Annotated in this window: 20 protein-coding genes; all 20 read left to right on the top strand. The window is 67.1% G+C overall.

Annotated elements, in window-relative coordinates:
- Positions 1 to 7 precede the first annotated feature (7 nt).
- The 20 genes from ACFY6S_RS22825 (at position 8) to ACFY6S_RS22730 (ending at position 16,307) form a co-directional block, all read left to right on the top strand.
- Positions 8 to 322: a transcriptional regulator gene (locus ACFY6S_RS22825; RefSeq protein WP_388824458.1), complete on the top strand. Its 315-nt coding sequence runs from the start codon at positions 8 to 10 to the stop codon at positions 320 to 322.
- The gene (locus ACFY6S_RS22820; protein WP_388824455.1) at positions 322 to 696 is read left to right on the top strand and encodes a hypothetical protein; all 375 of its coding nucleotides are present in this window, start codon (positions 322 to 324) and stop codon (positions 694 to 696) included. The genes ACFY6S_RS22825 and ACFY6S_RS22820 overlap by 1 nt, the downstream gene beginning before the upstream one ends.
- A gap of 55 nt (positions 697 to 751) precedes the next feature.
- Positions 752 to 1,339: a WhiB family transcriptional regulator gene (locus tag ACFY6S_RS22815; protein ID WP_388824452.1), complete on the top strand. Its 588-nt coding sequence runs from the start codon at positions 752 to 754 to the stop codon at positions 1,337 to 1,339.
- A gap of 59 nt (positions 1,340 to 1,398) precedes the next feature.
- On the top strand, positions 1,399 to 1,758 hold the full coding sequence (locus ACFY6S_RS22810) for a hypothetical protein (RefSeq protein WP_388824449.1): 360 nt from the start codon (positions 1,399 to 1,401) through the stop codon (positions 1,756 to 1,758).
- Positions 1,758 to 2,618 (top strand): hypothetical protein, encoded by an 861-nt coding sequence (locus ACFY6S_RS22805; protein WP_388824446.1) that lies wholly within the window; start codon positions 1,758 to 1,760, stop codon positions 2,616 to 2,618. The genes ACFY6S_RS22810 and ACFY6S_RS22805 overlap by 1 nt, the downstream gene beginning before the upstream one ends.
- Before the next feature lie 2 nt (positions 2,619 to 2,620).
- On the top strand, positions 2,621 to 3,343 hold the full coding sequence (locus ACFY6S_RS22800; protein ID WP_388824443.1) for an ATP-binding protein: 723 nt from the start codon (positions 2,621 to 2,623) through the stop codon (positions 3,341 to 3,343).
- Positions 3,343 to 3,693 carry a DUF4326 domain-containing protein gene (locus ACFY6S_RS22795; RefSeq protein WP_388824440.1) on the top strand — a complete coding sequence of 117 codons (351 nt, stop codon included), beginning with the start codon at positions 3,343 to 3,345 and terminating at the stop codon, positions 3,691 to 3,693. Before ACFY6S_RS22800 ends, ACFY6S_RS22795 begins: the two co-directional genes overlap by 1 nt.
- Positions 3,690 to 4,109: a DUF6195 family protein gene (locus ACFY6S_RS22790; protein ID WP_388824438.1), complete on the top strand. Its 420-nt coding sequence runs from the start codon at positions 3,690 to 3,692 to the stop codon at positions 4,107 to 4,109. Before ACFY6S_RS22795 ends, ACFY6S_RS22790 begins: the two co-directional genes overlap by 4 nt.
- Before the next feature lie 62 nt (positions 4,110 to 4,171).
- Entirely contained in the window at positions 4,172 to 5,224 is a 1,053-nt protein-coding gene (locus ACFY6S_RS22785) for a DUF2637 domain-containing protein (protein WP_388824435.1), read from the top strand.
- Positions 5,225 to 5,305: 81 nt separating this feature from the next.
- Positions 5,306 to 5,857: a hypothetical protein gene (locus ACFY6S_RS22780; RefSeq protein WP_388824432.1), complete on the top strand. Its 552-nt coding sequence runs from the start codon at positions 5,306 to 5,308 to the stop codon at positions 5,855 to 5,857.
- An 887-nt stretch (positions 5,858 to 6,744) separates the two neighbouring features.
- Positions 6,745 to 6,867 (top strand): hypothetical protein, encoded by a 123-nt coding sequence (locus ACFY6S_RS22775; RefSeq protein ID WP_388824429.1) that lies wholly within the window; start codon positions 6,745 to 6,747, stop codon positions 6,865 to 6,867.
- Positions 6,868 to 6,877: 10 nt separating this feature from the next.
- Positions 6,878 to 7,855 carry an NlpC/P60 family protein gene (locus ACFY6S_RS22770; protein ID WP_388824426.1) on the top strand — a complete coding sequence of 326 codons (978 nt, stop codon included), beginning with the start codon at positions 6,878 to 6,880 and terminating at the stop codon, positions 7,853 to 7,855.
- Positions 7,856 to 7,904: 49 nt separating this feature from the next.
- Positions 7,905 to 8,243 carry a hypothetical protein gene (locus ACFY6S_RS22765; RefSeq protein WP_389462591.1) on the top strand — a complete coding sequence of 113 codons (339 nt, stop codon included), beginning with the start codon at positions 7,905 to 7,907 and terminating at the stop codon, positions 8,241 to 8,243.
- A 111-nt stretch (positions 8,244 to 8,354) separates the two neighbouring features.
- The gene (locus ACFY6S_RS22760) at positions 8,355 to 9,566 is read left to right on the top strand and encodes a hypothetical protein (protein ID WP_389462590.1); all 1,212 of its coding nucleotides are present in this window, start codon (positions 8,355 to 8,357) and stop codon (positions 9,564 to 9,566) included.
- 67 nt (positions 9,567 to 9,633) lie between these two features.
- Positions 9,634 to 11,211, top strand: coding sequence for a hypothetical protein (locus tag ACFY6S_RS22755; protein ID WP_388824417.1), 1,578 nt, complete (start codon positions 9,634 to 9,636; stop codon positions 11,209 to 11,211).
- A 3-nt stretch (positions 11,212 to 11,214) separates the two neighbouring features.
- A complete protein-coding gene (locus ACFY6S_RS22750) occupies positions 11,215 to 12,741 on the top strand; it encodes an SCO6880 family protein (RefSeq protein WP_388824414.1) in 1,527 nt (508 codons plus the stop codon).
- Positions 12,738 to 14,174 (top strand): ATP/GTP-binding protein, encoded by a 1,437-nt coding sequence (locus ACFY6S_RS22745; protein ID WP_388824411.1) that lies wholly within the window; start codon positions 12,738 to 12,740, stop codon positions 14,172 to 14,174. Before ACFY6S_RS22750 ends, ACFY6S_RS22745 begins: the two co-directional genes overlap by 4 nt.
- 62 nt (positions 14,175 to 14,236) lie before the next feature.
- On the top strand, positions 14,237 to 14,557 hold the full coding sequence (locus ACFY6S_RS22740; protein ID WP_388824408.1) for a DUF6238 family protein: 321 nt from the start codon (positions 14,237 to 14,239) through the stop codon (positions 14,555 to 14,557).
- Positions 14,557 to 14,820: a hypothetical protein gene (locus ACFY6S_RS22735; protein WP_388824405.1), complete on the top strand. Its 264-nt coding sequence runs from the start codon at positions 14,557 to 14,559 to the stop codon at positions 14,818 to 14,820. Before ACFY6S_RS22740 ends, ACFY6S_RS22735 begins: the two co-directional genes overlap by 1 nt.
- 38 nt (positions 14,821 to 14,858) lie before the next feature.
- Positions 14,859 to 16,307 carry a type IV secretory system conjugative DNA transfer family protein gene (locus ACFY6S_RS22730; protein WP_388824402.1) on the top strand — a complete coding sequence of 483 codons (1,449 nt, stop codon included), beginning with the start codon at positions 14,859 to 14,861 and terminating at the stop codon, positions 16,305 to 16,307.
- Positions 16,308 to 16,404: the final 97 nt, after the last annotated feature.

Below are 16,404 nucleotides of genomic sequence, written 5' to 3'. Positions count from 1 at the left end.
GTTTCGCATGTCCCCTACTGCGGACTGCAACCCGAAGCCGGAGATCGCTTCGGGCCCGGCCGAGCGGCTGGCCGCGCAACTGGCATCCATGCTGCCCGAGGCTGCTGTCGTACAGGTGCGCCTCCATGGGCCTCGGACCCTGTGGCCCCATCTCGGGATCACCGTCTTGGCCGCCGGAGGACGCACAGTTCGTGTGCCTCGGGCGCAGGCGCTCGCCATCGCCCGGTGGATCATCCGCTCGTTCCCACAGGCCGGATGGGCGGCCTCCGGCGGGCACGCCTTCGACTTGCGGACCGCTGAACTGTGCGGATTGGAAGCGTGATGGCGGCCGTGGCACCGGTGAACGCGGGCCCGGCCGTGGACTTGCAGGGACTCGCGGCCATGGTCGGCCTCTTGGCTCAGGCCGGCGGTCTGGATGCCCTGTTGGGCAGTCAGGCTACGGACTCCCGCGACAAGCGACTGCACATCGGGTACAGCGAAGCCGCTGAACGGCTGAACATTCCGGAAAAGTGGCTCCGTGAGCGCATATCGACGATCCCACACCGGAAGTTCGGGAAATTCGTTCAGTTCACGGAGGACGACCTCCACGCGATTTCCGATATGCATTTCGTCAACCCTGGCGCAGAGAACCAGAGGGATGACGAGTCGGCGCTAATGGCGCTTCAGCCTTCCAAGCGCTCTCGTAAGCGTTCCTGATCTCCTCTCGCGCCCGGTTGCAAATTCGCGGCGCTGCAAACATCGCGAGATACATATGAGCACTGACATATCCAGCCTCATTGAGGCTGCGCAACACGGAAACTGGCTGCCCCTCATAGAAGAGTCGAAGAAGGCTCCGGGTAAGCACTGGGCCGAATCTGCACGATGCACGAACCAGGACATCAGCATTTTCGTCCCACTCGCTGACGGCCCACGGGAAGACCCCGATTCGGTGAAAGCCAAATTGGGAATCTCCCTCAACCGTCCGCGCAATCTCTGCGCGTCATGCCCGTTGGCCGTCGCTGCCCGGTGCCTGGTGGAATCCTTCAAGAATGACGACGAATACGGAATCCGGGGCGGTATTCTGGCTTCGGAGCGTTCAGAGCTGCGGCGTGCATGGCAGGAACGGGACAGCGAGAAAGCCGTAGAAGGCGCGCTTCGGGGATGCACTGCGGCCTTGACAAAGCCCGCCCGGGACGCCGTGATTGCGCGCTTCGCCACTGATCCCTCACTGGACGCCGCCGCCGTCGCTCGCGGCCTTGGCGTAACGCATGAGTACCTGCTGAAGCTCGCCCGTCGCTACCGAAAGTCGCAGACCGGGCGGAGCACGCCCTCGGTCCGCGTCGCCTCAGACGCGGCCTGACGCGCCCGAGGAAACGACTCTTCCAGGTAGCGGACCCTGCGTTCACGGGAGTTCTCCCCATGCTTCAGAACAGCCCTTCCGGATTTCGGCGCGCAAATATCGGTGACGCGATCCGTGAGATTGCACCTACAGCCACACTCGTGCGGGTTTATCCCGAGCGCCGGTCTGTTACCTACCTCTTCGAATCGGACTTCTACCGCATGCTTATCGACCGCAGGACCGAAGAAGAAGTGGCGCGCATAGTCAGGCGCGGATTCGGCAAGGTCGCAGACTGGCGTCTTGCCCACGATTTCTACCTTCCCACCGAAACGCTGTACCTCACCCCGGAGCCGTACCAGAACGGCTACATCCCGGAGGATGACCACTCTTTCGGCCTTTCCCTCCGCCGCCGCATAGCAATAGTTGGCGGTGAGCGCTGATGAGCGGCATAGCAACCGAACTGATCTGGTCACAATCAAAGTCGTGCAGGGGCTCGCGCCTCGTCATGCTGGCGCTGGCCCGCGAGGCGGACGACGACGGCAAAGCCACGCTGACCTTGGACGAAATATCCACGCTCACCCGTCTTACGCCTCGCTCGATAACAAAATGCCTCGGTGAGCTGGAGCAGCTCGGAGAACTCAGCCACGAGCGGGGAGGGGGAGCCTCCAACCCGAACGCCTACTCGATACTGCTGTGCACGGTTGGGGCTGGCCGTTTCGGTTCAGAGAAAGAACTTCCACCTCCCAACCCTGAAGATCCGGAAGAGGGAACTAGGTTCCAGGAAGTTCCTTCCCAGAACTCCGCCCCGGATTCCGGAAGTGGGAATTTTCAGCACGCAGATTCGGAAGTTTCTTCCTCGCACGTACGTGGTGGTAATACTCCCTACGGGAGTATTACCACCACCAAAGAGCAAGCTAGCTTGCTGGGTTCCCGTCGAGAGAACCAATCCGTCACGCAGGACTCGGTGACGGTTCCGGACGGCGCCAAGGACCTGGTAACAGCCGTGACAAGCGCTGGAATGCTCGTCGGCTGGAGACTGACTGAATCCGAATGGGATCGGGTAACAGCTCTCGCGGCGCGATGGGGGAATGAACGGCTGGTCGAGATGGTCTCGCGGCGATGGAACGCCGATCGCCCACCACAGTCAGCGCGCTATCTACTCCGCATCTGGGCGGACCTCCCCTCGCACGCTTCCACAGCAGTTACCCAAGGGAATGTCGTGCCGCTGCATCGGCAGTCCGGAAGTTGGGTTCCTTTCCAAAACACTGCTGCCCCCAGCGCTTACCAGAACGGATTTTGATCATGGCAGAGCCGGAACGTGCGGGCAGCGCCAGGTCGATGCGCGCCATGGAACGGATTCTCGCTGCGAAAGGACTTCAGGTCGTGCAGGATGCCGCCGACGAAGTGCCGGAAGAGAGCCCCGGAGACCGCGAGTGGCACTGCCGGGCTCGGGCCGATTACGCCCTGAGCCGCTGGCGGAGGGCGACGCCTCCTCGGTTCCGCGACGCCGAGGCAACGATGCCGGAGGTCATCGACTGGGCCGATCGCGCACTCGCGGACAACGCCGCCGCTGGTGCGCTGCTCCTCAGCGGCCTCACGGGGACGGGCAAGACCCACCAGGCATACGGGGCCTTGCGGAGGATCGCGGCCGGCGGACCGAACCGATTCGAGCTGATCACCGTGAACTCGGCAGACATGTACGGCAACCTGCGCCCTTCACAGGTCCTGGGCGCGGCTGAACGCGAGCTCCGTCGACTCAGCGAAGTGCAGTACCTGTTCCTCGATGACCTCGGTACGGCGAAAACCTCGGAGTGGACCGAAGAGGTGACGTACCGGCTGATCAATTCCCGGTACAACCACTGCTTGCCGACGATCATCACGTCCAACCTTCCCGCCCGCGATGAGAACGGGCCGGACCTGACCGACTTCGTCGGGGCCCGGGTGGCGAGTCGCCTGGCAGAGATGGTGACGACCCTCGTCCCGATGATCGGTGCCGACCGGCGCCGCGGTGGGAGGGCCGCGTGATGCCCGTCCGCCTCCGTGGCGCGTCCCGCGACGCCGCATCACTGTCCACAGCCTGTGCATACGTCGGCCCTCGCAGCCGGTACGCGAACCCGTTCACGGCCGGGGTTCCCTCCCCGCTCGGTCCCCCGATGGACGCTGCGGAGTCGGTGGACCTCTTCGCGGCCACCCTCCGAGGCCCGGTAGGCCGCTACTACGCCGCTCGCTTCGCCCGAGCGCTGCGGGGACTCGACCTGATGTGCACCTGCCTCCTTGACGCCCCGTGCCACGCGGACGTGCTTCTCCGTCTAGCCAACGAACCCGGGACCGACGGCGCAACCCGAACCAACCATCTTCTGGAAGGCCCCCGATGAGTCACCCGATCATGTTCGCTGCGGCCAAGCACCTCACAACCGCTGAGGAGCGGCGGAAGACCGCTCGGGAGAACGCATTCCGCACCTGGGGACCGAGGTCCATCACCGCAGCCTCGAAGTACGCGCGCACCCTTCTGGGCGACGCCGCAGTCACGCTCGACTGGGAGGTTCTGGGCCTGCTCAGCTTCGAAGAACACCTGCAAGCCTTCGCGTCCCTCGACACGACCGGGGGCCAGCACCTGGAGCTGTACTACACCGACCAGGGCGGCACGGAACGTATCTTGCTGCGGGTGTCGTGTGTGAGCTGCCCGAGTCAGCATGTGCACGACGTGACGTCCTTGGAGCAGCTCGGGCAACTGCTCTCGCAGACCCCGGCTTGGCAGGACATCGACCCGCGCGACGGGCGCAACCTCTGATGTCACGCACTCACATAGACACGGCGCCGGCCGAACGTCCGGGGGGCTACAGCCTTCGAGGCATGACGGCCTGGGACCGTTCCGCGATCATCCTTCTCGGCGCGGCCGGCTTCGCCTTCTCGTACGACGCGCTGCGGCAGATCGCCATTGCGATCCACGCACGGGAGAGCTTGTCCTACCTGTTTCCGGTTTTCATCGACGGGTTCATTGCGTACGGCGTTCGAGCGATTCTGCTCCTCCGCCACCAGCGCTTCGGTGCTCGGCTGTACGCCTGGTTCCTCTTCCTCGCGGCCACCGGGGCAAGCCTGGGTGCCAACGCTCTGCACGCCGTCACGCTCAACGACGGACCGCAGGCCGGACGGTCCGCTCTGCACCTTGCGGACAGCGTCGTCGGGGTGCTGTCGACGCTCGCGCCGCTGGCCTTGGCGGGCTCCGTGCACCTTTACATTCTGATGGCGCGGACGGCTGAGCTGGCGGTCCCGGACGGTGCGGACGGCGGTCCCGGACCGGTCCGCGACGAGGTCCCGAAGCTTGAAAAGATCGCCGTTCAGCCTGATCCCCGTGCTCTGGTAACGACGCGAACGTCCGGGGCGCGGAGTCTCGCATCCGGTCCGTCCGCGTCAGAGGAATCGCCTTCCATTCCTGTTGATCTGCGGAAACGTGAGGCGGCACGAGACTCCGAGCCACCTCCGAACAGGGCCGATGCCACCTCGTCCGCAGACGCGGACGAGGTGGGTGAAGGCCCGTGCGATACGGACGGACCAGCTCCTGGATCGCCGGGCCACGGTCCGACAGAGGCACCCTCGCCAGCAGACAATCCCTCTGTCCCGGCGGCAGTCCGCGCCCCTGCGGACGGCGAAACGCCGTCCGTCCCGGACGCGGCGGAGTGCCCGCAGGACCGGGATCCGATGGACGATTGGTTCGCGAAGCTGCTGCCGATTGCGCGGGCCGCTACCGAGCGGGCCGGACGGACCAGTCGTGAGGTGGTGGCGGACGCTGTCCGCAAGCACCAGGCGATCAGCAACGACCGTCTTGGTGTGCTGCTGGCCCGGCTGAAGGAAGAGGACGACGAGACGGCGAGGACACCCGCCGCTGACTCCAGCGCCCTCTGGTGATCTCATCTCATGGCAGGCCCGGGGCCGGCGGCTTGCGCTGTACAGGCCCCGGCCGGTCCGCTTGATCAGGAAGGAACGACGATGTGGTCTCGCCGACGCGGCCGGGCGGCGGACGCCGTCCGAGCCGATGCCGTACAGGCAGCATCCGCGCTCGCGGTTCACCTCCAGGGCGGCGGCGGTCTTCTGCCGGTCCAGGTGGACAGCCTTGCGCTTGCGACCGGTGAGGTCGCCTTCGCGGACGTGGCGTGCTCCGCCGCCCGCTTCTACGGAACAGACGTCGACTACCCGCCCTCGGGCAGTGGGTACTTCGAGGATCACCCGACCTTCGGCCGACGGTGGGTGACCAATAGGCGTCTCGACGCCCGTCGGCGCCAAGAAGCGGAGAACGCCGCCCTACCGCAGTGGCGCGATCACACCATGGCCCGAGTGGTCCTCACCTCGATCGGAGTACGGCTCCTGCCGGTGAGGGTTGGTGACTGGCTGCCGTTCGACCACGCCCTCCTGACCGGAGTCACTGATGAGCAGTCCGCCGTCGTGCTCTCGTACAGCGTGTGCGCGCCCGTGCTCCTCTCTGGGCCGGCTGCGCCGTGGCTCGGCGTGGCGATCGACCACCTGCGCCGCCGCTCCGCATAGGGCTGAAAGCCTCTCCACCCAAAGCCGGAACTTAATTCCTAGAATTAAGTTCCGGCTCTTTTGCTGATTCGAGTTGTCCGCGAACCCCTGTAATGATTCAGGCACGGCCAACGCCAAAAGGCATTCTCCGGTCGTAGGCAGGGGGCTGATGACCTTGATATGAGTGACGCACCCGGCAGCTCAACTGTCTCGCAGATGCGAAACACGATCGAACTCTTCAACAGATGAGACAGGCAGATAGAGCTACACGCTCCGGCCTGCTTTTCAATTTCTCCGGCAATCGCCGGTAAAGCCCGCAGGAGGAATCCCCCTCCTCCTGCGAAGGAGCGGCGCGGCCCCCAGCCCCACAGGGCCGCGCCGCTCGCACTTCCGAATCTCATGCACAAGGTTGTGGTCCTCGCATGCTTCGATACACCTGTTTCATACCTATATCAGCGGCAATAGGAGTGGCTGGCTCCCTGGTCCTCCTGTCGACCGGCTGCTCCAGCTCGACCAGCGGCACGTCCGCAACCTCGACCTCGACCGCGCAGCCACACTCCGCCTCGGCGGGCATCCCCGGCACGGCCCCGCCGAATGCCAAGGCCGCCGCCTCGTCATCGACTACCGCTCTCCCGGCAGACGTTGAGCGGACGGCGCGCGCCTTCACTACGGCCTACGCGGAGCGCGACGCCCGCGACGGAGCCGACAGCTCGTACACGGACGCCGGCGCTCGGGCCGCCCGGTTCGCATCGGGGGAACTCGCGGGCGTACTTGCCCAGAAGCGGCCGAGCCAGGACACCGCCTGGGCCGCCTTGCGGGCTGAGGAGGCATACCAGACGGCCAAGATCACGTCAGCCGTCGTCCCCGACGGTGCACCTGCGGTAACAGCCTCCTCCGCTCTCGTCCGCGTGAGCTACACCCTCACGACCACCCCGAAGTCGGGGCACGCACGCAGCAGTGGCGAACAGCTCGCGCTCCGCCTGGAGCACAACTCCAAGGGCTGGCGCGTCACCGCCTTGCCCTGGGCGTGACGGGGCCGCGATGAACAAGGGCACGCAAGCTGGCCTGGGACTCGTCACGGCCGGGCTCCTCTCTGGCGTCGCGATGCTGACCACGTTCGGAGGGGTCGGCGGCGCTTCCGCAGAGGAAACCGGTCCTGGTGGCGGCATCAGGACGGACGCTCCTGTACCGGGCTGGGTACGTGAGCTGATCAACAAGCACGCGGGCGAGTGCCCGCAGGTCACAGCTTCGCTTCTGGCGGCTCAGCTGTACACCGAGAGCGCCTTCGACTCCGACGCGAAGTCGCCCGTCGGCGCCCTCGGCATCGCTCAGTTCATGCCGGCGACCTGGGCTCAGCACGGCGTGGACGGCGACGGTGACGGGGTCAAGGATATTTGGAATCCAGCCGACGCCATCGCCGCGCAGGCCGCGTACGACTGCACCTTGGCCAAAGAGGTCAAGAAGGTGCCGGGCGACTCGACGGAGAACATGTTGGCCGCGTACAACGCGGGCGGCGGCGCGGTGATCAAGTACGGCGGTATCCCGCCGTACCCCGAGACCCGCGAATACGTACGCAACATCCGTGCGCTGGCCTCGAAATGGGCCGACGCCGTCAGCCCTGACGCCCCGGCCGGCAAGGGTGCTGCTCGCGCGATCACGGCCGCGAAGACGGCTCTGGGCACTTGGTACCGGTGGGGCGGCAGCTGTGTCATGCCGTACGAGGGCGCGGGCGGTTGCGACTGCTCCTCGCTTACCAAGATGGCGTGGGCGGCGGCGGGTGTGAACCTCCCCAGGGTCACGTACGACCAGGTCCACGCCGGAACGGCCGTGAGGGCCGTTTCCCAACTCGCCCCGGGCGACCTGCTGTTCAGCGTCCCCGGCAGCGCCGGACCTGGGCACGTCGGCATGTACGTCGGCGGCGGCCAGGTCATCGACGCCCCGCACACCGGGGCTCAGGTGCGGATCAAGCCGCTCAGCTACTGGAAACCGCAGATCATCGCGATGCGGCACGTCGGCTGATCATTCCAAAACACCTCAGATGATGTCTTACTGCACCAAGGGGCTGAACATGCACAACCTCCTGTCCGCCGCTGCCGATCTCTCCCTGCACACGACCCTCGCTGCCGGAGCCGATGTCGTGTCCGGCGTGAAGCCGGACTGGGGCCCCTTCGGGAAGCTCGGCGGCACGGCGAAGGTGATCCTCGGCGTCATCGCGGCCGTCGTCCTCGTCGTCGGCGCCGGTGCCTTTCTCGCCGGTGTCGGCAAGAGCAAGGGGTGGTTCGGCGAGGGCCACTCCACGATGGACAGCTCGCGCGGCAAGGGCATGATGGTCGGCGGTCTGACCTGCGTCTTCCTCGTGGCCAGCTTCGGCACCATCTTCGCCATCACGTACGGCATGGGTGTGTGACCCATGGCTATGGCTTCCCGACCCCGACGGAGGAATGCTTCCTCCTCGAAGGCCAGCGGAGCGCGCGGCCCGTCGGCCAAGCTCTGGGGCATCGCCGTCGGCGGCGCGGCAGTGGTCACCGCGGCCGGGGTGATCGTCAGCATGGCGACGGGTACCCCTCCGGCCACGGCTCCCTCCGCGTCAGTACCCGCACGCTCGACTCCGCAAGCGAGCGGCGAAGGCGTGCGCGAGCTGCACGGCGTCCCAGTCGGCTACCCGCACACTCGATCCGGCGCCAAAGCAGCGGCAGCCAACTACACCACGGTCTCTGGCAGTTCCCGGTTCCTCACGGACAAGGTCGCGAGGCACCGGGCGTTGGCGGTCATGGCAGCCAAGGGCACGTCCGAGGCGGCGGTAAAGAAGGCTGACCACGCGGCCGGTGCCGCGGTCGGCTCCCTGCGCGGCGACACCTCCAAGGTCTCCGCCAAGAACACCGTGGCGCGCACCGGCGTCCTCTCGGCTCATGTCCTGGGCTTCGACGCCCACGGGGCGATGGTTCGGCTGTGGACGACGACGGTTCGCGGCAGCGCCGCCGGACACGCAACGCCGAAGACGGGTTTCCAGTCGGTGACAGTCACGCTCATCTGGGAGTCCAACGACTGGAAGCTGAAGGGTAGTTCGGCCACGACCGGATTGGTCGCTCCGATCGACGTACGGCAGGCGTCCAACGTTCCGGGCGACTTTTCCGACTACGTTCCGGCTGTTGCGGAAGACCCCATCCTGAGCGGCGCCGAAGGCCGAAGTGGGTTCCCGGCACCGTACGGGCACAACAAGCGCGGCGCCCGTGCCGCAGCGGTCAGCGCCACCATGCTCTACGGCGACCCTCGGTTCTTCACCGACGAGGACTGGCGGCACCGGATGCTGGCGGCCACCGCCGCGTCGAGCGTGCTGCACTCGGTCACCTCGGACACCGACTCGACGGCTCGTCTGGTCGTGGAGAACCGCGGGGTCGGTGCTGACGGCAAGGCGGCTGACGGCAGCGAACTGATCACGCGGACGGCGGCACTCGGTACTCGGTCCATCTCCTACTCCGGCCAGGCCGCGAGCATCGAGCTGTGGACCGCGTCGGTGGGCGGAGTCGCGGGCAGGGACGAGACCCAGCGCCCGCAGGTCGCCTTCCTTCGGATGACCGTGGACCTGGTCTGGGAGAACGGCACCTGGAGGACGACGGCCGTCACTCCGGCCGAACCGCTCGTGCCATCTCCCCCCGCCATGCAGGAGGCGGACCCCGCCGTCGGCTTCGCGGACGTGGGGGGTGCCAGCAATGCGCCTGCGACTGCGTGACAACGCCCCCGGCCTCCTGGCCCTCGAACCGGGAACGCCAGGCCGGTGGAGGCGTCGCTTCCGGACGGTGGCGTGGGTCAACTTGATCGTCGGGTTCCTCTTGGTGCCGTTCGCGGTCGCCAACCCGTTCTGCTACATCCCGATGGTGTGTGAGGCGAAGGCAACGATCGACTTCGTCAAGGACCCCCTTGGCTTCATGCTCCAGAAGCTCGTCGAGGCGAACATCTGGTTCCTCCGCAAGATGCTGGAGCTGATGCAGGACACGACGGAGATCGATCTCACGAGCAGCGGGTTCCTCAAGCAGTACGCGATCATCTTTGCCGTCTCGTCGCTTCTGACGGTAGCCCTGTGGCTGATCGCCGTCGCCAAACGTGCGGTACGCGGGGTCGCGGTGACCACCGCTGTCAGCGAAGCGGTGGGGTTCCTGCTCCTCCAGTTCGTGGTCAATGCGATGACTCCGGGTGCCATCGCCCTGCTGATGAAGGCGATTGACGAGGTCACGGCTGTCTTCGAGCCGTACGCAATCTCGAACTTCAAGCCCTTCCTGGAGGACACGCTCACGGTCATGGCGACGACACCGGGGCAGGGGCAGGCTCAACTGCTCGTCGTCAACTTGGTCATGCTGCTCGGCGCACTGCTGATGTGGGTCGAGCTGCTGATCCGCAGTGCGGCAATCTACGTTGCCGTCGCGCTCGGCCCCATCGTGAACGCGGGCCTGGTGGACAAGGACCTGTGGGGCAAGAGCAAGAAGTGGATCGGTGCGATCATCGCGATCGGCCTGACCAAGCCCGTCCTCTTCGCTCTGCTCGGCCTGGGCGGCGCTATCCTCAGCGACTCGTCGGGGAACAGGTCCGACGCGGTCTCTAAGACGCTGGTGGGCGGGCTGATTCTGCTTCTGGCCGTTTTCGCTTCCGGCACGCTCTACAAGTGGGTGCCTGCCTTCGGCGACGAGATGGCCCAGCTCCACCACGACCGGAAGCATGCGCAGTCCTCGGGCCCAGCTTCTGTGGTGGACGGCCCTGGTCAGCATGCCAACCGAGCAATCGGCATGCGCGTTCAGGACTCGTTGGTCGGGGGCGGTAGCAGGGCGGCCGGCGGCCAGGCGGCTTCTGCGGCAGGCGGTAAGGCTGCGAGCTCGGCCTTCGGCGGCGGTACGGCGGTGGCCGGACCGATCGGTGCGGCGGCTGCTGTGGCCAAGGCCGGTGTCGACATGGCGAAGAGCAAGGTCACGAGTTCCCCTGGTGCGCAGGGCGCCGACGCTGGCAACAGCGGCTCCGCGCAAGACCAAGGTCCGCAGGGCGGCGACGACCACGGTGATTCGTCCGGCGCACCAGCTTCCGCCCGTCCAGAGGGAGCGCCCTCCCCTTCCGTCGTCAGCTCGCCTCCGGATTGGTCCTCCGCAGGCAGTCACGCCGCTGGAGGACGTCCGCCGGGCGCGAGTGGATCACCAGGTGCGGCGCAGCCGCCTTCATCGCAGGCCCCTGCGGCAGCGGCCTCTTCACCGCCGCCAACGCCCACCTCCCCCTCCTCCGCATCAGGAACCACCTCGGGCTCCGGTCCCTCGGTCACGCCTCCGCCTCCGCCACCGTCGCGGCCGTCGGGCGGCCAGGCACCCGGACGACCGAGCCCCAGCAAGGATCAGTGACCCATGTCGACTCGTACATATCAGTTCGGAAAGCACCGCCCGACGGGCTTGGTGGGCCGCCGCGACCTCGGCGAACAGGCCGTTCTCGGTGGCGGTGCGATCACCGGCATCCTGTTCGGCTACCTCTTCAACGAAGAGGCGGCCATCGCCGCAGCCTGCCTCGTCCTGCCGATCCTGCTCGCCCTGGTCATCGTGTACGCCCCGTACCGGCCGAAGGGCACGTCCCAGCGGCGCACGCTCTACCGCTGGTGGCGGATCGACCGCTACCACCGCAAGGCGCTCCGCCGCACCGGCGGCGTGTGGGTGTCTCCGGCTGTCGAGGCCGGCGTGCGCCGCGACGGCACCCCGCCGGAGGCAGCCCTGACGGAGCCGGAGGGCATCGCGGGCATGACATGGGTGCCGGTCACGGTCCGCGGGCAGCAGGCCGTGGTCCTGCTCCAGCCGGAGGCCGGATGCGTCACGGCCACCCTGGAGATCGCCTCCCCCGGTCTCGGCGGCAAGGAGGTCGGTGAGCAGGTCGTCGCCCTGGAACGCTGGGGCGAGTTGCTGGATGGCTTCGGCAACATCGAGGAACACCCGGTGAAGAGGGTTCAGGTCCTCGCCCGGCAGATGAAGTCCGACCCCTACGCGCACCAGCGGTTCATCGCGCAGCGCGACGAATCGGCAGCGACGGCCGACGCTCCCCAGTGGTTGAAGGACTCGTACGACTTGCTGGCCAACGCCGTGTCCACTTCGGCCGAGGAGCACCGCTACTACATCACCATCCACGCGAAGTTCACCCGCGACCTGGCGGCCGAAGGCGCGGCCCGAGGTACCGGCGACGAAGGGGTCGCCGCCGCGATGACCGCGTATCTGGACGAGCTGTGGTCCCGCGCTGAGGACGCCGACCTCTCCGTGATCGCGCCCCTGGACGAGGGCCGGATGACCGCGTTCATCCGCAACTCCTACGACCCCGACCATGCCATCTGGGACACCGACCTCCCACAGGCGCACGCCTTCCCGCGCAACGTCGACGTTCGCGACGGGGCTCACGTCGCCACCCGGGCCGCAGGCTCAAGCAATGCCTGGTTCCACGCCACGGCTGCCGTCGTCGGATGGCCGACCACACCCGTGGGCCCGGACTTCCTGTCGCCCCTGCTGATCGGAATGCCGGACGTGATCCGCACCATCTCGATCACTCAGCAGCTGGAGCCAAACGACAAGGCTGTGGAACGGATGCTCGCGGAGGACACGAACAACCAGGCGGAGATGCACCGCGACCGACAGCGCGGCAGGAACATCGACCCCCGCGACCAGATCGCGGCGAGTGCCACCGGTTCACGAGGCATGGCCCTGGCCTCCTCGGGCGCGGCCGGCTCCGCCGTCGTCGGCTACATCACCATCTCCTCGCGGAGCGCCGGGGAGCTGGAGCGCACGAAGCGAACGACCGCTTCCCGGGCCCGCAACGCGCACCTCCGGATCGAATGGCTCGACCTGGAACACGCTCGTGCCTTCGCCACGACCCTGCCCCTCGCCGGAGGCATCAAGTGACTGACCTGCTCGACCTCGCCCCGCTGTCCCCGATGTACGAGACGGTGCGCCGCCCGCTCTATACGGAGACGACCACCAGTCAGGCCCTGTACCTGCCCATCGCGCCGCCGACCCTCGGTACTGCGGGCGCGATCATCGGCCGCGAGCTGTACTCGGGCAAGGCGTTCATCTACTGCCCGTTCTCGGCGTTCGGCGACGGTCTACCCGGCGGGAACATGATCGTGATGGGCGACACAGGCCGGGGCAAGTCGGCGCTCACCAAGACCTACACCGCCCGGCAAATCCGCCTCGGCCGTCAGGTGGTCGTGCTCGACACCAAGGAGCAGAAAGAGCGGGAGGAAGGCGAGTGGGCCGCGCTCGGGCGCTCGCTGACCGGGAAGGCCCCGGTGAAGTTCGCCCCCGGCGGCGGTCGGGGTGCCTCGTGCATCAACCCGATGGACCCTGACATCGCGGGAAGGCGCCAGATCGAGCTGGTGCGGACGATCGTGGAACTCGGCCTCGGCAAGCAGTTGGACGAGTTCGCCGGCTCCGCGCTGCGCATCGCGATCCGCCGGGCTCACCAGCGGGCGGGCGACCTCGGCCGGACGCCCGTCCTGGCGGACGTCGCCGCCGCGCTCCGGTGGCCGGAGGAGTCCGACGCCTCGGCCAAGCAGCGGACGCGGGAGGAACTCCTCGGTGACGGTCTGGAAGCGTCCTACGTCCTGGACCGGCTCTGCGGGAGCGAGCAGGACGCGACCGGCGACCTCACCGGCATGCTCGACGGGCCGACCAGCCTCGGGGTGGACCTCGACGCCGACATGATCGTCTTCGACCTGACCAAGGTCCCGTCCGGCGGCGTCGCCATGACCATCCTCGTCGCCGTCATCAGCGTCTTCCTCGAAGAAGTCTGGCTGCGCCCGCTGTGCGAGTGCGGAACAGAACCGGGCCAGCACGAACGTGTCGTGGTCGATACGAACTCCGGCGCCTGGGAGTTGGGCCCGAACCCGGCGTCGGGCTGCCGCCGCTACACCCAGCGGAAGCGCATCCTCGTCTGCGAAGAGGCATGGCACATCCTCGGGACCCCACAACTCGCCTTGTTGTTGGAGAAGTTCCTCAAATTCGCTCGCGGCTACGGGCTGAGCTGCATCTTCATCGTCCACCATCTATCGGACATTGACGACAGTCCGGAGACCCAAGCCGCTCTGAAGATGGCGGACACCATCGTCATCTACTCGCAGAAGAAGAGCGAGGCCGAAGCGACGGTGTCCCGGCTGGGACTGCCGTCCTGGACGGCGGAGCACATCATGCGCCTGCGCCGCGGGATCGCGCTGTGGAAGGTCGGAGAGATCATCTACCCCGGCGTCCAACACCTCCTGGTCGAAGCCGAGCAGCACCTGTGCTTCTCCTCCGGCTCGATGACCGACCTCGCCAGCACCTCGCCGGACACCGAATGAGCAGCTACCGCCACCTCTCCGCCGCCAGCACCTTCCCCGCAGATTCGCAGCGCGCTCCCTCCATGACCAGCACCACCGACGAGACCACTCTTCCGGCGGACGAGCGCGCGGTGCGGCAGGACATCGACCAGCTGCACGCGGATGCCCTCGCACTCGCCCGCCGCACGAAGGCGCTGGCCACCGTGCTGGACCACGGCGACTACTCCGCTGCGGGTGGACGCGTCCGTACGGCCGTCACCCACATCTGGCGCGCGGCGGAAGACCTGCACAGCGCCTTTCATACGGCTCCGCCGCGCTGCGGAGGGCCCGATGCTTCCCTCTCCCGGCTGTGCGGCCGGCGCATGCGCTACCTCGCGGCCCGCGTCGCACGGAGGACCGAGTAGTGGACTTCATACCGAGCGGGATCTCCCTGACCCTGTACGTCCTCACCGCCGTGTGCGCGGTGTCCCTGGCCGCCGTCTGGATTCTGACGAACCGGGGCCGCCGCAACGCCGGATTCGCGGGCAAGTCCCAGCTCAAACGCCAGCTGTCGGCCAAGGCGGTCCTGAAGGCCACAGAGATCCGCCCCTCCCTGACCCGCGGTGAAGACCGACCCGCCCACACATCAGCGGTGAGCCTCGCGAAGGACCGGACCGCCGGATCCTGACCCGTCCTCCTCACCCCCTCCTCGTCCCGGAGCACGTCATGCGCCACCCCCTCGATCCTCACGACTTCGGCTACTCGCTGGGGACCTCGCAACGCCCGAAGGGCATCGAGCTGTGGTCCCGCGCCGACAAGGCATGCCGGGTCATCGGCCCCATGGGCAGCGGAAAGACGCTGCGCTTCTTCGCCCCGACCATCCGTAGCTGGACCGGTCCGGTTCTCGCCACCTCGACCAAGCCTGACCTGGTCGAACTGACCCTCGACGCACGGCGGCGTGACGACCGACCGGTCATGGTCTTCGACCCGCAGAACATCGCTCCCTCGCTCCCGAAGTTCCGGTGGACGCCGATCACGGGCGCGGCCGAAACGGAGGTCGCGATGATGCGCGCCAAGGCATTCGTCGCCGGTTCCCGGACCCCTGGGTCCGCGGCGCAGTCGAGCGAGGGCAGCGCCTTCTACAAGGGCCAGGCATCCAAGATCCTCGCCGCGTTCTTCCACGCAGCCGCGCTCGACGGCGCCAACCTGGACTGGGTGCTGAAGTGGGCCCGCAAGCTGACCGACCCCGCGCCCCTCGGCATCCTCAGTGCCCACCCCGGCGCCGGCCCCGGCTGGGCCGACATGCTGCGGACGGCCACCACGGGTGACAGCCGCACCGTCGGCAACACGGCCAGCACCCTCGACGCGGCCCTCGAACCCCTGATGCACCAGTCGGTGATCCGTGCTCTGCAAGGAGACGGAGAGGCCCCGACGGACTTCCACGAGTTCCTTGACGCGGAAGGCACCATCTACCTGCTCGGCAAGGACTCGGAGGTCAACTCCATCTCACCGTTGACCACGGCGATAGCCGAGGACCTGCTAGACCTCGCTGAGACCCACTCGATCACTTCCCCTGCGGGGCGGCTCGACCCGACCCTCCTCGCCGCTCTGGACGAGGCGCCGAACATCGCGCCGATCCCCAGCCTTCGTCAACGCGTCGCCGACGGCCGCGGCCGAGGCATCACGGTGATCTATGGCCTTCAGGGTTGGGCGTCCGCTCGGGCCCGCTTCGGCGAGGACACTGCGAACGAGCTGGCCTCGTTCACAAACCACGTAGTGGTCTTCGGCGGAGCCAAGGACCCGGTCTTCCTCAAAGACATGTCCGACCTATGCGGCCAAGTCGAACGGGAACGCACTACGAAGACGACGTCCGGCGGAGACCGCGGGGGGCACTCGACCGCCACGCACATGGCACTGGAGCCGATCCTGCGCGGGGACGAAATCAGGGCTCTGCCTGAAGGTCACGCCCTGGTGCTCGCGGACAACCTCCCTCCAGTCGTCACACGCCTCGACGGCATGTGGACGTGGGAGTCCTGGGCCAAGATTCAAGGTCACGTCCGCAACCTCCGAGCGGCCAACGAGGCCGAGCGCTCACGCCAGATCATCGCGAAGAAGAATCAGGCGATGGCCCACGCCGCCACGTGGGCAAACCACCAGGGGATCCACGTCGTATGACCAAGAACCCGTTTGCCGGCTACGCACCATTCCCAGAGCCGCCCCCGCTGATCGCGGACTACATGGCAGAGAGGAGCGCTATGGAGTCAGTGATGGA

This window comes from Streptomyces sp. NPDC012835 (assembly GCF_042900885.1).
GTDB lineage: Bacteria > Actinomycetota > Actinomycetes > Streptomycetales > Streptomycetaceae > Streptomyces.
Note: the sequence above shows the minus strand (reverse complement) of the source record. Positions and strands in the feature narration are given on the sequence as shown.

Coding starts and splice junctions, on each gene's coding strand:
- ACFY6S_RS22825 (WP_388824458.1), top strand. CDS start 8: ATGTCCCCTACTGCGGACTGCAACCCGAAGCCGGAGATCGCTTCGGGC.
- ACFY6S_RS22820 (WP_388824455.1), top strand. CDS start 322: ATGGCGGCCGTGGCACCGGTGAACGCGGGCCCGGCCGTGGACTTGCAG.
- ACFY6S_RS22815 (WP_388824452.1), top strand. CDS start 752: ATGAGCACTGACATATCCAGCCTCATTGAGGCTGCGCAACACGGAAAC.
- ACFY6S_RS22810 (WP_388824449.1), top strand. CDS start 1,399: ATGCTTCAGAACAGCCCTTCCGGATTTCGGCGCGCAAATATCGGTGAC.
- ACFY6S_RS22805 (WP_388824446.1), top strand. CDS start 1,758: ATGAGCGGCATAGCAACCGAACTGATCTGGTCACAATCAAAGTCGTGC.
- ACFY6S_RS22800 (WP_388824443.1), top strand. CDS start 2,621: ATGGCAGAGCCGGAACGTGCGGGCAGCGCCAGGTCGATGCGCGCCATG.
- ACFY6S_RS22795 (WP_388824440.1), top strand. CDS start 3,343: ATGCCCGTCCGCCTCCGTGGCGCGTCCCGCGACGCCGCATCACTGTCC.
- ACFY6S_RS22790 (WP_388824438.1), top strand. CDS start 3,690: ATGAGTCACCCGATCATGTTCGCTGCGGCCAAGCACCTCACAACCGCT.
- ACFY6S_RS22785 (WP_388824435.1), top strand. CDS start 4,172: ATGACGGCCTGGGACCGTTCCGCGATCATCCTTCTCGGCGCGGCCGGC.
- ACFY6S_RS22780 (WP_388824432.1), top strand. CDS start 5,306: ATGTGGTCTCGCCGACGCGGCCGGGCGGCGGACGCCGTCCGAGCCGAT.
- ACFY6S_RS22770 (WP_388824426.1), top strand. CDS start 6,878: ATGAACAAGGGCACGCAAGCTGGCCTGGGACTCGTCACGGCCGGGCTC.
- ACFY6S_RS22765 (WP_389462591.1), top strand. CDS start 7,905: ATGCACAACCTCCTGTCCGCCGCTGCCGATCTCTCCCTGCACACGACC.
- ACFY6S_RS22750 (WP_388824414.1), top strand. CDS start 11,215: ATGTCGACTCGTACATATCAGTTCGGAAAGCACCGCCCGACGGGCTTG.
- ACFY6S_RS22740 (WP_388824408.1), top strand. CDS start 14,237: ATGACCAGCACCACCGACGAGACCACTCTTCCGGCGGACGAGCGCGCG.
- ACFY6S_RS22730 (WP_388824402.1), top strand. CDS start 14,859: ATGCGCCACCCCCTCGATCCTCACGACTTCGGCTACTCGCTGGGGACC.